Origin of the sequence: Sphingobium fuliginis, assembly GCF_015074805.1 — a bacterium.
Taxonomy (GTDB): Bacteria; Pseudomonadota; Alphaproteobacteria; order Sphingomonadales; family Sphingomonadaceae; genus Sphingobium; species Sphingobium fuliginis.
Map to the genome: position 1 here is coordinate 2,708,790 of NZ_CP060035.1, position 13,514 is coordinate 2,722,303.

General features: G+C 68.1%; 13 protein-coding genes. 6 read left to right on the forward strand and 7 right to left on the reverse strand.

Features of this window, described 5'->3' with window-relative positions; all coding sequences use genetic code 11:
• The first annotated feature begins 9 nt into the window (after positions 1-9).
• Positions 10-1,032 (forward strand): tRNA epoxyqueuosine(34) reductase QueG, encoded by a 1,023-nt coding sequence (queG, locus tag H5V43_RS13100; protein ID WP_037481962.1) that lies wholly within the window; start codon positions 10-12, stop codon positions 1,030-1,032.
• Positions 1,033-1,105: 73 nt separating this feature from the next.
• Here queG and H5V43_RS13105 read toward each other — a convergent pair whose 3' ends face one another.
• Positions 1,106-1,480 carry a hypothetical protein gene (locus tag H5V43_RS13105; protein ID WP_025548253.1) on the reverse strand — a complete coding sequence of 125 codons (375 nt, stop codon included), beginning with the start codon at positions 1,478-1,480 and terminating at the stop codon, positions 1,106-1,108.
• Positions 1,477-2,157 (reverse strand): EI24 domain-containing protein, encoded by a 681-nt coding sequence (locus H5V43_RS13110; RefSeq protein WP_025548252.1) that lies wholly within the window; start codon positions 2,155-2,157, stop codon positions 1,477-1,479. The genes H5V43_RS13105 and H5V43_RS13110 overlap by 4 nt, the downstream gene beginning before the upstream one ends.
• Positions 2,158-2,267: 110 nt before the next feature.
• Here H5V43_RS13110 and H5V43_RS13115 point away from each other — a divergent pair, with 110 nt between their 5' ends.
• Entirely contained in the window at positions 2,268-3,269 is a 1,002-nt protein-coding gene (locus H5V43_RS13115; RefSeq protein ID WP_025548251.1) for an adenosine kinase, read from the forward strand.
• A gap of 39 nt (positions 3,270-3,308) precedes the next feature.
• Here the strand turns inward: H5V43_RS13115 and H5V43_RS13120 are convergent, their stop codons facing one another.
• The 3 genes from H5V43_RS13120 to tsaD all read right to left on the reverse strand — a co-directional run bounded on the left by H5V43_RS13120 (position 3,309) and on the right by tsaD (position 6,910).
• Positions 3,309-4,829, reverse strand: coding sequence for a lipopolysaccharide biosynthesis protein (locus H5V43_RS13120; RefSeq protein WP_371873103.1), 1,521 nt, complete (start codon positions 4,827-4,829; stop codon positions 3,309-3,311).
• 63 nt (positions 4,830-4,892) lie between these two features.
• On the reverse strand, positions 4,893-5,879 hold the full coding sequence (locus tag H5V43_RS13125; protein ID WP_044661191.1) for an NAD(P)H-dependent glycerol-3-phosphate dehydrogenase: 987 nt from the start codon (positions 5,877-5,879) through the stop codon (positions 4,893-4,895).
• On the reverse strand, positions 5,876-6,910 hold the full coding sequence (tsaD, locus tag H5V43_RS13130; RefSeq protein WP_025548249.1) for a tRNA (adenosine(37)-N6)-threonylcarbamoyltransferase complex transferase subunit TsaD: 1,035 nt from the start codon (positions 6,908-6,910) through the stop codon (positions 5,876-5,878). Before tsaD ends, H5V43_RS13125 begins: the two co-directional genes overlap by 4 nt.
• A 45-nt stretch (positions 6,911-6,955) precedes the next feature.
• On the opposite strand from tsaD, the gene hemC reads away from it, so the two are divergent.
• The 4 genes from hemC (at position 6,956) to H5V43_RS13150 (ending at position 10,327) form a co-directional block, all read left to right on the forward strand.
• A complete protein-coding gene (gene hemC / locus H5V43_RS13135; RefSeq protein ID WP_025548248.1) occupies positions 6,956-7,894 on the forward strand; it encodes a hydroxymethylbilane synthase in 939 nt (312 codons plus the stop codon).
• Positions 7,891-8,559, forward strand: coding sequence for a uroporphyrinogen-III synthase (locus H5V43_RS13140; protein ID WP_025548246.1), 669 nt, complete (start codon positions 7,891-7,893; stop codon positions 8,557-8,559). The genes hemC and H5V43_RS13140 overlap by 4 nt, the downstream gene beginning before the upstream one ends.
• A gap of 10 nt (positions 8,560-8,569) precedes the next feature.
• Positions 8,570-9,454 (forward strand): hypothetical protein, encoded by an 885-nt coding sequence (locus tag H5V43_RS13145; protein WP_025548244.1) that lies wholly within the window; start codon positions 8,570-8,572, stop codon positions 9,452-9,454.
• A 123-nt stretch (positions 9,455-9,577) separates the two neighbouring features.
• Positions 9,578-10,327, forward strand: coding sequence for an esterase/lipase family protein (locus H5V43_RS13150; protein ID WP_025548243.1), 750 nt, complete (start codon positions 9,578-9,580; stop codon positions 10,325-10,327).
• Positions 10,328-10,486: 159 nt separating this feature from the next.
• Here H5V43_RS13150 and gltX read toward each other — a convergent pair whose 3' ends face one another.
• Entirely contained in the window at positions 10,487-11,815 is a 1,329-nt protein-coding gene (gltX, locus tag H5V43_RS13155) for a glutamate--tRNA ligase (protein WP_025548241.1), read from the reverse strand.
• 5 nt (positions 11,816-11,820) lie between these two features.
• On the reverse strand, positions 11,821-13,482 hold the full coding sequence (locus H5V43_RS13160) for an NAD+ synthase (protein ID WP_193666679.1): 1,662 nt from the start codon (positions 13,480-13,482) through the stop codon (positions 11,821-11,823).
• Between the last annotated feature and the right edge of the window lie 32 nt (positions 13,483-13,514).

The window sequence follows — 13,514 nt, forward strand, 5'->3', positions numbered from 1 at the left end:
AACGAAACCTTGGAACAGCGGCTTAAGGCCGAAGCGTTGCGGCTGGGCTTCGCGGCCTGCGCCATTGCGCCCGCCAATGCGGCGCCGCGTTCGGCCGAAAGGCTGCGGCAATGGCTGGACGCCGGGCATCATGGCGAGATGCTGTGGATGGAGGAGCGCGCCGGGCAGCGCGGATCGCCGCAAGGGCTCTGGCCGGACGTGCGCAGCGTCGTCATGCTGGGGATGAGCTATGCGCCGGGGCGCGATCCGCTGGCGCTGGCGGATGTGCCGGACCGGGGGCGGATTTCGGTCTATGCGCAGGGACGCGACTATCATGACGTGGTCAAGAAGGGGTTGAAGGCCCTCGCCCGCTGGCTGGTTGAGCAGCATCCCGGCGCGCTCAAGGTCTTTGTCGATACCGCCCCGGTCATGGAAAAGCCGCTGGCGGAGGCTGCGGGCCTGGGCTGGCAGGGGAAGCACAGCAATCTCGTCAGCCGTGCGCATGGAAGCTGGCTGTTCCTGGGGGCGATCTACAGCGAGATCGCGCTGGCGCCCGATGCGCCGGAGAAGGACCATTGCGGCAGTTGCACCGCCTGTCAGGCGGCCTGCCCCACCGACGCCTTTCCTGCGCCCTATATGGTCGACGCGCGCCGGTGCATTTCCTACCTGACCATCGAGCATAAAGGGCCGATACCGGAGGAGTTTCGAGCCGGGATCGGCAATCGCATCTATGGCTGCGACGATTGTCTGGCCGTCTGTCCCTGGAACAAGTTCGCGGACGCGGCGGCGGCGAACCGCGCCTTTGTCGGGCGGGCGGAGCTGGCGGCCCCGGAACTGGGCGACCTGCTGGCGCTGGACGATGCGGGCTTTCGCGAGATTTTCTCAGGCTCCCCCATCAAGCGGATCGGGCGGAACCGGATGGTGCGCAATGCCGCGATCGCGGCGGGGAACAGTGGTGACAGGCGGTTGGCGGGCCGGTTGCGGGCGTTGGTGGCGGACGACGATCCGGTGGTGGCGGAGGCGGCTCGCTGGGCGCTGCAGCGGCTGGCCTAGCGCTTGTCCTGTTCAAGCGCATGAACGGGGCTCCCGCCTTCCGCGGGAGCGCCTCCCTCTCCCATCGAAAAGATCATTTCGCCTGCAAGGCGGCAGAGCAACTTGCGGGGTCGACGTCCGTGCCTGTGGGCGTACGCGCATCGACATGGGTGACGAGCGGCTCCTTCCCCTGCGGCGGCAGGTAGAGATAGGCGTCCAGCACGCAGCGGCCATTGGCGAATTGCAGCTTGCGCATGGTGCTTTCGCGAATGTCGAGCCGGGGTTGGCCGAACAGGTGCATGAGCTGCTTCGCGTCCGATCCGATCAGCGGACCGGGGCGGGTGAAGGCGCTGGCCGGCGGACCGGCGGGCGGGCGGGCGATCTGGGTCGCGGGCGGCGGCACGACGCCTCCGCAAGCGGCGAGGGTCAAGAGCGAAGCCAGGACGAGCGCCGGATGAGGACGGGTCATGGCATGTTCCTTCGGGCACCGTGCAGCATGTGGACCGCCATAGCCGCGCTCCAGATCGGTGCAAGCAGGTTGAGCAGCGGCACGAGGAAGATCAGCGCCGAAGCGAGGCCCATGAGCCACCGGCTGCCGCGCGGGATCGGCGGCAGGTCGGGATGGCGGGGCTCGACCATGTCGGCCATGTCCCGGCCCAGCAGAGCGGCGTTCAGGATCAGGAACAGGCCCAGCGTGCCGATGCCGGTCGCCAGCAGCAGCAGATAGGCCGGCAGGGCAAGCAGGTTCCAGCCGACGGCCCGCAGGATGGAGCGCAGCGCGAAACGAAGGCTGCGGCCCCAGCCGACCGGCCGGGCGCGGGCGGCCGCCGCGGGGTAGCTGTCCCGTTCTACGGCAATGACGATGTCGTCGGCAAAGAGGCTCATGATCGCCATGGCGGTGGCGCGGAACAGCAGCCAGCCGGCGGCGATCACGCCGATGGCGGTCGCGGTCGCCTCCGCCACCCCGCCCCAGCCCGCGCCCGGCATCCAGCCATAATGCAGGCGGGCGGCGTGGATGCCGGTCCACAAGGCGGCGGCGAGGACCGCGAAGGCGAGCAGGGTCAGGAGCAGCGTCCTGAACAGCAGCCGGAGGGCGGCACCGTGGAAGATGGAAGGGAATGCGCGAAGGACGGCGGCAAGGACCATGACACCGCTATTCCCGCCCTGGCGCGCAGCGTCAATCAGCGCCGTTGCGCAGCGCGCCCCGGATCGGTAGAGACGGCGGGATTTTTCCCCTTATTCACGAAGGATTTTGCGTGACCGCTGCTGCCCCCACGCTTGATGTTGTCGCCATCGGCAATGCCATTGTCGACGTGCTCGCCCGGAGCGACGACGCTTTCCTGGCCGAACATGCCCTGACCAAGGGCGGCATGCAGCTGATCGACGCGGAAACGGCGGAAAGCCTTTATGCCGACATGGGCGCGGGCAAGGAGATCAGCGGCGGATCGGCGGCGAACACGCTGGCGGGGCTGGCCGCGCTGGGCAAGAAATGCGGCTTCATCGGGCAGGTCAATGACGACCAGTTGGGCGCCGTCTTCGCCCATGACGTGCGCGCGCTCGGCATACGCTACGATACGCCGGCGATGCAGGGCGACGTGCCGACGGCCCGCTGCCTGATCCTGGTGACGCCCGATGCGCAGCGGACGATGAACACCTTCCTGGGGGCGTCGCAGTTCCTGCCCGAGACGGCGCTGGACCTGGACCTTATCCGTTCCGCGTCCATCCTCTATCTCGAAGGCTATCTCTGGGATCCGGAGCAGCCGCGCGCGGCGATGCGCGCCGCCATCGACGCGGCGCGGGGCGCGGGGCGGAAGGTCGCCTTCACCCTGTCGGACAATTTCGTGATCGACCGCCACCGCGCCGACTTCATCAACCTGATCGACCAGGGGCTGATCGACATCCTCTTCTCCAATGAAGGCGAAATCCAGTCGCTGGCCGGGGTGCATGATTTCGACGCCGCCGTGGCCGCCATCGCCGCGAAAGTGCCGATGCTGGTCTCGACCCGCAGCGAAAAGGGCGCGATCGCCATGGTCGACGGCGTGCGGTACGAAGCGCATGCGGCGCCGGTGGCCGAAGTGATCGACACGACCGGTGCGGGCGACCTGTTCGCGGCGGGTTTCCTGGCGGGCCATCTGGAAGGGCTGGAGGTCGAGAAGTGCCTGAAGCTGGGGGCGGCGGCGGCGGCCGAAGTGATCTCCCACTGGGGCGCGCGGCCGGAGGACGACCTGAAGGCGATCCGGGCGAAGACGCTGGGGTAAGATGGGAGGCCGGGCGAAAGTCCGGCCTTTTCCTTTGCGTCAGGCCGGCTTCTGCTTTCGGAACAGCGCGCGGTCGTCGGGGCCGAACCCCCAGCGCCAGATGACGAAGCCGTAGACGCCGAGGATGGTGAAGACGCCGAAGACAAGCTCCACCCACTCGAAATGAGGTGGCAATGCGACGAAAGCCGCGCCAACGATGCAGGCGACGCCGGAAGCGCTGAGCAACGGCCAGCGCCAGGCGTTGACCCTGGCGCCCAGCAGGTTCGACAGCAGGCGCGCCTTGACCAGCGCACTGACGCCCAGCGCTATGCTGAGCGCCAGCGCCGGCGCGGCGGCGATGGCCATGTCGTGCAGGCCCAGGCGCCGCGCCACGAAGATCAGAGCGAAGCTGAGCGCCGCCTGAAGCCCGATCATCAGCAGCGAGATCATCAGATTGCGGTGCCGCGCGATATAGACCAGCGCCGATTCGCTGACCACGGCGGTCGCCGCCACGACTTCGGCCAGCAGCAGGAAGGCGAGCGCACCCGTTCCGCCGACGAAATGGGGGCCGACCAGCCCCATCACCGCTTCGCCCGGAATGCCGAGCGCAAGCGCGATGCCCGCCTGCGCCGCGATGATCCAGAAGCCGACCTGGCTCACCTGCCGCGCTATGGCGGTGAGATTGCCCTCCGAAAGATTGCGGGTGATGACCGGGCCCAGGATCGGGTCGAAGCTGGTCTTCAGTTTCTGGGGCAGGGAGGCGACCTGCTGCGCCACATAATAGATGCCGACCACGGCGGGGCTGACGAACAGGCCGAGGATCGCCATGTCCAGCCGGCGCGACCCCCATTCCACGCCGTCCGCCGCCGCCAGCGGCAGATTGCGGCGCGCCAGCCGCCACAGCCGTCCAAAATCCGGGCGCCAGCCATAGGGAATGCCGTAATGGCGGGTCATCGGAATGATCGAGGCGACCAGCGCGGCGATCATCGAGACCACATAGGAGAGGATCAGCCCGTCGCGGGTCGAATAATAAGCGAAGCCGAAGGCGCCGATGCTGATCGCCCAGGGTTCGATGATGGACCGGGCCCGCACCGTGGCGCCGATGTCGAAGCGATAGGCGCAGGCGGCCAGCGCCACGTCGGACCCGGCGACCGCGATCACGATCAGGGCGAGCAGGCGGTCGAGGCCGTTGATGCCGCTGTTCGGGAACATGGCCTGGGGGAAGGCGACCAGGAGCGCGCTGCCGATCAGGGAGGCGATCAGCGTCACCACCATGGCGTCGGTCACGACATGGCTGTGCGGCCGCTCGGTCTGGGCGAGCGCGCCCGCGAGGCCGCGTTTCAGGCCGAGCGTCGCGAGCTGGGCGACGAACTCCACCACCAGCACCGCATAGGCGAAGCGGCCCAGCGCGTCGGCGCCATACCAGCGGCCGGCGATGAACAGGAACGGCAGGCGCGCCGCGAGGCGGAGCAGGAAACCGAACACATTGGTCCGTCCACCCTTGGCAAGCGCCGCAATATCGTCCTGCTGCGCGGGAGAGGCCCCTTCAGCCGCCAAAGAATTATGATCCCCCTGTGACATCAATGCTGTCGCGTCATTTTGTGGAGCCGGACTGTAGCAACAAATGATGATAGGGCGATGAATTTATTCGGCGCGCAGCGGACGGGCGAGCAGCGCATCCATCACTTGGGCGAGCGGCGCGGCATCTTCCAGCAGGGCGCAGACCGCCTCGACCACGGGCATTTCGACATGGGCGGCGCGGGCGGCTTCCCGCAGCACGGGCGCGGTAAAGGCCCCTTCCGCGACGGTCCGGCGGTTGGCCAGCAGGTCGCTGGCAGCCCGCCCCTCCCCCAGCCCCTTGCCGAGCGAGAAGTTGCGGCTGTTGGTCGAGGAACAGGTAAGGACGAGATCGCCCAGTCCGGAAAGGCCAGCCAGCGTTTCGGCGCGGGCGCCCCTGGCCAGACCGAAGCGGGTCATTTCGGCAAAGCCCCGGCTGATCAGCGAGGCGCGGGCATTGAGGCCCAGGCCCGCGCCCTCCGCGACGCCGCAGGCGATCGCGAGGACGTTCTTCACCGCCCCGCCAATCTCCGCGCCGACGACATCGTCGGACAGATAGGGGCGGAAGGCAGGCCGCGCAATGCGGCCCGCAATCTTCGCGGCAAGAGCGGCGTCGGCGCAGGCGAGGGTGATCGCGGTGGGCAGGCCCCTGGCGACCTCATGCGCGAAGGTCGGCCCCGAAAGGACGGCGATGGGCGAGGTCGGCTGCGCTTCCATCGCCACCTCGGACATCAGCAGGCTGGTGCCCGCCTCGATCCCCTTGGAACAGAGGACGAGCGGCGTGCCCGCCGGCGCCTGCGCCACGACGGTGCGCAGATGCTGGGCAGGGCTGACGATCAGCAGCAGATCGCGGTCGGCCATGGCGGCCATGTCGCCGGTCGCCTCGATCGAGGCGCTGAGCGGGATATGGGGCAGGTAGAGCGGGTTCTGGCGGTCGCCGTTGACCGCCGCCACGACTTCGGGTTCCAGCGCCCAGAGGCGGACATGCCGCCCATCCGCCGCCAGCGTCTGGGCCAGCGCGGTGCCCCAGGCGCCTGCTCCGATGACGCCTGCCTTCAGGGAGGGAGCCTTCATGCTTTCACTCCTGCGCCGCGCGCCTTTTCCGCGCCGGGGTCCAGCGGCCAGCGCGGGCGCGCCGGGACCGTGAGGTCGTCGATCAGGCCCGCCGCATAGCGTTCCGCCCCGGCCCATGCGATCATCGCCGCATTGTCCGTGCAGAGCCAGAGCGGCGGCGCGACAAAGGGCAGATCGTGCTTTGCGGCGAGCGCTTCCAACGCGGCGCGGATCGACTGGTTGGCGGCGACGCCCCCCGCGACGACGAGGGCGGTGATGTCCTGAAGGCCCGCCAACTGCCGCTCGGTGCGGTCGATCAGGCAGTCGATGACGGCCTGCTGGAAGCTGGCGGCGATGTCCTCGGTCGAATATCGGCCGGACTGGGCCGCGCGCATGACCGCGCTCTTGAGGCCGGCGAAGGAGAAATGCGGCTCGGCGGTGCCGACCAGCGGGCGTGGCAGGGGAACGGCCCTCGAATTGCCATCGGCGGCGGCCTTCTCCACCGCTGGCCCGCCGGGATAGCCCAGTCCGAGCAGCTTGGCGGTCTTGTCGAAGGCCTCGCCGCTTGCGTCATCGATGGTGGTGGCCAGGCGGGCATAGTCGCCCGGCCCCCGCACATGCAGCAACTGGCAATGGCCGCCCGACACCAGCAGCAGCAGATAGGGGAATTGCAGCGTCGGATCGGCCAGGCGCGGCGAAAGGGCATGGCCTTCCAAATGGTTGACCGCGATCAGGGGCTTGTTCGCGGCATGGGCGAGCGCCTTGCCGGTGACGAGGCCGACCATCACGCCGCCGATCAGGCCGGGGCCGGCGGTGGCGGCGATCACGTCCACATCGCCAAGCGTAAGGTCGGCGTCCTTCAGAGCCGCCTCTATCAAGGGCGAAAGCGCCTCGACATGGGCGCGGGCGGCGATTTCCGGGACGACGCCGCCATAGGGGCGATGCGCCTCCTCCTGCGTGGCGAGGCGGTGGGCCAGGATCTTGCCCTCCGCCGTCACCAGCGCCGCCGCGGTTTCGTCGCAGCTTGATTCCAGGCCGAGGATGATCGTCATTGCCGCTTCCATCTAATGCCCGCGATCATTAGAGCAAGCGGGATCATGCAAAAGCCTTCCCGTCCGCCCCACACGCCCCTTCGCCTTGGCACGCGTGGCTCCCCGCTCGCGCTGGCGCAGGCCCATATGACGGTGGCGGCGCTGCGGGCGCGCCACGGCTGGGACGAGGGGGCGGTCGAGATCGTCGTGGTGCAGACCAGCGGCGACCGCATTCAGGACCGGGCGCTCGCGGAAATCGGCGGCAAGGCGCTTTGGACCAAGGAGCTGGACCGCGCGCTGGCCAGTGGGGAGATCGATTTCACCGTCCATTCGATGAAGGATGTGGAGACGATCCGGCCCGCCGAAATCCGCATCGCCGCCATGCTGCCCCGCGCCGATGTGCGCGACCGCCTTGTGGGCGCGGACAGTTTCGCGGCGCTCCCCGAAAGGCCGGTGGTGGGCACCAGCTCGCCGCGCCGGGCGGCGCAGGTCAGGCGGCTTCGGCCCGACGCGGAGGTCATCCTGTTCCGCGGCAATGTCGCGACGCGGCTCGCCAAGCTGGAAAGGGGGGAGGCGCATGCGACCCTGCTGGCGGCGGCCGGGCTCGACCGGCTGGGCCAGGGCGATGTGGGCGTCACCATCCCCGTCGAGGTCATGCTGCCCGCGCCGTCCCAGGGCGCCGTGGGCATCGAGACGCTGAGCGACAATGAAGCGGTGCTCGATCTGCTGGCGTCGATCAGCGACGCCGACACCTTCGATTGCGTGATGGCGGAGCGCGCGGTGCTGGCCGGGCTCGGCGGCACCTGCCATTCGCCCATTGCGGCGCTGGCCCGGCTGGAGGATGGGCGGGTCCATCTGCGGGCCGAGATCATCAGCCCCGACGGGCAGGAGACGGTCAGCGATGCGCTGCGGATCGGGCGGGACGATGCCGCCGCCGCGGAAAGGATGGGACGCGCTTTGCTGGACAGGGCCAGCCCGACGCTGCGGGCTTTGTTCGAGGCGTGAGGCCCCTCGTCATCCTGCGGCCTGAACCGGGGGCGGGCAAGACCGCGGCGCGGGCGGCGGAACTGGGGCTGAAAACGCGGGTCTTTCCGCTGTTCGCGCCCCGGGCGCTGCAATGGGAGGCCCCTGCCCCGGAAAGATTCGACGCCCTGTTGCTGACCAGTGCCAATGCGACCCGGCTGGCGGGGGAAGGGCTGGCCCGCTATCGGAAGTTGCCCGTCTATGCGGTCGGACAGGCGACGGCGAAGGCGCTGGAGGAAGCCGGATTCGCAGATGTCGTCGCCGGGGATGGCGACGGCACCTCCATTGCGCGGCGGATCGCGGCGGACGGGCATGGCGATGTGCTGCATCTGGCGGGGCGGACGGTGGCGCCGATCGACGCGGGCGCGCTGCGGATCGAGCGGGTCGTCGTCTATGAAATGCTGCGGACCGGCGATGAGGGATGGGCGGAGCGGCTGGAGGCCGGCAGCGTCCTTCTGGTCCATTCCCCGCGTGCCGGCGAATTGCTGGCGCGCCATGTGGGTCCGGGGCTGCGCAGATCACTCCACCTGATCGCCATCAGCCCTGCGGCGCTGGTCGCCTGCGGCACCGGATGGGCCAGCGCTCAGGCGCCCGATAAGCCCGATGATGAGAGGATGCTGGCCCTTGCCGTCCGATTATGCGAATGATTCGCCTCATATGGAAGAAAAGCCCTTGATGAGCGACACGGATGGCCCGTCCGGCGGCGTAGCGGCGCCGCCCCCGGCGCGACGCGGATCCTGGCTGCTGGTGCTGCTGGTCTTGCTCGCCTTTGCGGTCGGGGTCGTGCTGACCGTCCTCGCCCTGCCGCGCATCCAGCGGTGGAATGCACCGCAACGGCCGTCGGTGCTGAGCGATCCGTTGCTGAATGCCGCCGCGCCGGGCGTGCCGATGCGGCCGCTGTCCGCCGATGCCGGGCAGATGCTGGACGCGCGCGTCGTGCAACTGGAGGAACGGCTCAACCGCATCACGGTGGAGGCGCAGGCGGCGTCGGGCAACGCGGCGCGCGCGGAGGGCCTGCTGGTCGCCTTCGCGGCGCGGCGGGCGCTCGATAGCGGGACGCCGCTCGGCTATATCGAGGGCCAGTTGCGCCTTCGTTTCGGACAGGCGCAGCCGCGCGCGGTGGCGACCATCATCAACGCCGCGCGGGAACCGGTGACGCTGGCCGACCTGCGCGCCGGGCTGACGGCCCTGGCCGACCGGGTCACCGTCCCGCCCGCCGACGCGAGCTGGTGGGAAGCGCTGGAACATGAGGCGCGGGAGATCATCACCATTCACCGGGCGTCCACCCCCTCTCCCCGGCCGCAGGCAGCGCTGGACCGGGCGCTGCGCTATCTGGACGGATCGCAGGTCGGCGCGGCTCTCGCCGAGGTGGAGCAGATGCCGGGACGCGCGGCGGCAGACCGCTGGATGCAATATGCGCGGCGCTACATGGAAGCGCGGCGGGCGCTGGACCTGATCGAAACGGCCGCGATATTGGAGCCGCGCCAATTGCGAGCGGCCGACGGCGCGCCGGTGGCGCAGACCTCTCCATTGGCGCCCTGATCCTTCCATAAGCCACTGTCACAAACGGCGAACCGTTCATGCCCGTGGACAAATCTCCATGGACTCGGGAGCCTGTGTCATGAGAATGTCATTTTTCCTGTTGGAAGAAGGAAAGACATTTTCGTGCCGCCCTATGCCGACGCCATTGCCAGTTTCTGGAAGAGCCGCCTGGCCAGCGGACCTCGCGCGGCCGAGCGGCCGTCGCTCCAGCATCTGTTGGGTAATGCATCGGTGCCTTTCGATCTGGCGCGGACACGGGCGCAGGCTGCCCAACTGGCGCGGGCCATCCATGGCGATGGGCGGCAGGTCCTGCTGATCCCGGGCCTGCTCGCAAGCGAGCAGCGGATGGAGCCTTTACGCGCCGTGCTGAACGCGGCGGGTTATGAGGCGCATGGCTGGGGCATGGGCCGCAATTTCGGACCCAAGCCGGACAGTCTGGAACAGATCGACCGCCGGGTGGACGCCATAAGGCGTGAGACCGGAGCGCCCGTCACTCTGGTGGGCTGGAGCCTGGGCGGGCTGTTCGCGCGGGAATATGCCAAATTCGCCATGCATAAGGTCGGCGGCGTCGTGACGATGGGTACGCCCTTTTCCGGCGATCCCCGCGCCAATCATGCGTGGCGGCTCTACCAGCTCGTTTCCGGATTTCCGGTCGACCGGCCGCCCTTCACCTGCCGGCGTGAGGAAAAACCGCCGGTGCCGACCGTGGCGCTCTGGTCGCGTCGGGATGGCGTGATACTGCCCCAATGCGCCAAGGGGCGCGTCGGCGAGCGGGATCGGGCAATCGAGGTCGACTGCACCCATATGGGCTTCGCAGCCGCGCCGGAAGGGATTTTGGCCGTGGGCCGGGCGCTGGAGCTTATGCAGCGGTAGGGCTTTCGGAGCGCCGGGATAGTGGCCCGGGTGGAGAGCGGACAGGCCTGCTTTCTCCCACCGGTCTTGCTTGGGACTGTGGCGCAAAAACAGGCATAAAGGGCTTCGACAAGCTCGGCCCGAACGGTCTTCTGGTCCGCTCCTCACCAAATCTCCCGATCAGACCGACAGACGCGCCAAGGCTTCTTCCCGCCCGATCAGCGGCAGGAGCTGGCCCATGTCCGGTCCATGGTCCAGTCCGGTCAGTGCCCGGCGCAGCGGCAGGAACAGCGCCTTGCCCTTGCGGCCGGTTTCCGACTTCAGCGCTTCGGTCAGGGTTCGCCAGATGGCGGCATCGAAGCTCGCCTCCGCCAGCCGGGCATGCGCCAGGGCCAGGAAGTCGCGATCTTCGTCCGCCGGGAATGGCGCGTCGATCGGGCCGGTGACGATCCGCCACCAGTCAGCCGCCCCCGCCACGGTTTCCAGATTGGGGCGGATGGCCTCCCAGGCCGCTTCGTCCATGCCCTGGAGCAAACGATCCGCAACAGCCGCATAGGGCAGCAGGTGGACGATCTTCTGGTTGAGGCTCGCCAGTTCCCCTTCATCGAAGCGCGCTGGCGCACGGCCGAAATGGGCGAAGTGGAAGCTGTCGATCAGCGGTTGCAGGTCCGTAAAGGGTTCCACCGGCATGGCACTGCCCAGCCGCGCCAGCAGGGAGGCGATGGCCATCGGTTCAAGACCGCTCTCGCGAAAATGCGCGACGCCAAGCGACCCCAGCCGCTTGGAAAGCTTGCCTTCGCTCCCGGTCAGCAGCGCTTCATGGGCGAAGGCGGGCAGTGTCGCGCCCAGCGCCGCGAACATCTGGATCTGCGTCGCAGTGTTGGACACATGGTCTTCCCCGCGCAGAACATGGGTGACGCCCATGGCGATGTCGTCGATCACCGACGGCAGCATATAGAGCCAGCTTCCATCGGCGCGGCGGATCACCGGATCGGACAATAGTTTCGGGTCGAAGCGCTGGTCGCCGCGGATCAGGTCGGTCCAGCCGATGGGCAGGTCATGATCCAGTCTGAAGCGCCAGTGCGGCCGACGCCCTTCGGCTTCATAGGCCGCAATCTGGTCCGCGCTCAGGGACAGCGCCGCCCGGTCATAGACCGGCGGCAGGCCACGACCCAGCAGCACCTTGCGGCGCAGGTCCAGTTCCTGCGCGGTTTCATAGGCCGGATAGACATGACCCGACGCCTTGAGCGCTTCGAACTTTTCCTCATAGAGGGCGAAGCGGTCGGACTGCTTCTCCTCCCCGTCCCAATGCAGGCCGAGCCAGTTCAGGTCCGCCTTGATGCCATCGGCATATTCGGGGCGCGAGCGTTCGAGATCGGTGTCGTCGAGGCGCAGCAGGAACTGGCCGCCATATTTGCGCGCGAACAGCCAGTTGTGCAGCGCGGCGCGGATATTGCCGACATGGAGGTTGCCGGTGGGCGACGGAGCGAAGCGGGTGATGACTGTCATGCGGTCTACAGCGTGCGGAAGGCGTTGGTGATCGGGTAGCGGCGGTCGCGGCCGAAATTGCGGATGCCAAGCTTCACGCCCGGGGGCGACTGGCGGCGCTTATATTCCGCGACATAGAGCAGCCGTTCGATACGGGCGACCGTGTCGCGTTCGAATCCGCGGGCGACCAGTTGCTCGACCGACAGTTCCTCCTCCACCAAACCGTAGAGGATGGGGTCCAGCACCTCATAGGGGGGCAGGCTGTCCTCGTCCTTCTGGTTGTCGCGCAATTCGGCGCTGGGCGGCTTGGTGATGACGCGCTCGGGCATGACGGGGCCATTGGGGCCGAACCCCTCGCCCAGCGACGGGACATTCTCGTTGCGCCAGCGGCAAAGGTCGAACACCGTCGTCTTATAGGCGTCCTTCAGCACCGAATAGCCGCCCGCCATGTCGCCATAGATGGTGGCATAGCCGACCGACATCTCGCTCTTGTTGCCGGTGGTGAGCAGCATATGACCGAATTTGTTGGACAGGCCCATCAGCGTCACGCCCCGGATGCGGGACTGGATATTCTCCTCCGTCAGGTCGCGCTGGCGGCCGGCGAAGACGTCGGCCAGCATCGCATCGAAAGCCTCCACCGCGGGTTCGATGGGGATGCTGTCGTAGCGGACGCCCAGCAGGCGGGCGCATTCGATGGCATCGTCCAGGCTTTCCCGGCTGGTGAAGCGCGATGGCATCATCACGCACCACACCCGGTCGGCGCCCAGCGCGTCCACCGCGACGGCAGCGGAAAGGGCCGAGTCGATGCCGCCCGACAGGCCAAGCACGACTCCGGGAAAGCGGTTCCCGTTCACATAGTCGCGCAGGCCCAGGACCATGGCGTTGTAGATGTCGGCGGGGCGATCATCGAGCGCGTGACGCTCGCCGGGAAGGCAGACCCACTGGCCTTCCCATTTTTCCCATTGCGTCAGGACCAGCGCCTCTTCCCAGTCGGGAAGCTGGTGCGCCAGGCTGAGGTCGCCGTTCATGACGAAGGAGGCGCCGTCGAACACCAGTTCGTCCTGCCCGCCAACGCGGTTCAGATAGACGAGCGGCAGGCCGGTTTCACGAACCCGGGTCCCGGCGACGGCGTTGATGCGGCGGTCGTCCTTGTCGACCTCGAACGGGGAGCCGTTGGGGCTGATCAGGATTTCCGCGCCTTCCGCCCGCAAATGGGCGGTGACGAAGGGAAACCAGATGTCCTCGCAGATCGGGACGCCGATGCGAACGCCCCGGAACTCGATGGGCGCGGGCAGCGGACCGGGGGCGAACAGGCGCTTTTCGTCGAAGGTGCCGTAATTGGGCAATTCCCGCTTCTGCCGGATGGCGGTGACCGCGCCATTCTCCAGCAGGGCGACGACATTGAACAGGACGCCTTGCGACGCCACGACCGTGCCCACCAGCATGGCGGGGCCGCCGTCGGCGGTCGCCTGCGCCAGCCGGTCCAGCTCATGATTGGCCCGGTCCACCAGCGCGGGCTTCAGCACCAGATCCTCGGGCGGATAGCCGATCAGTTGCAGTTCGGGATAGACGATGAGGTCCGCCTCCATCGCCCGCGCACGCCATTCCAGCATCGCGTCGGCATTGGCGGACAAGTCGCCCACCGACTGCGTCATCTGGGCCAGGGCTATCACGAGTTTGTCGGTCATGGTCCGCGCCCCTAGAGCATTTTGCAGCAGCG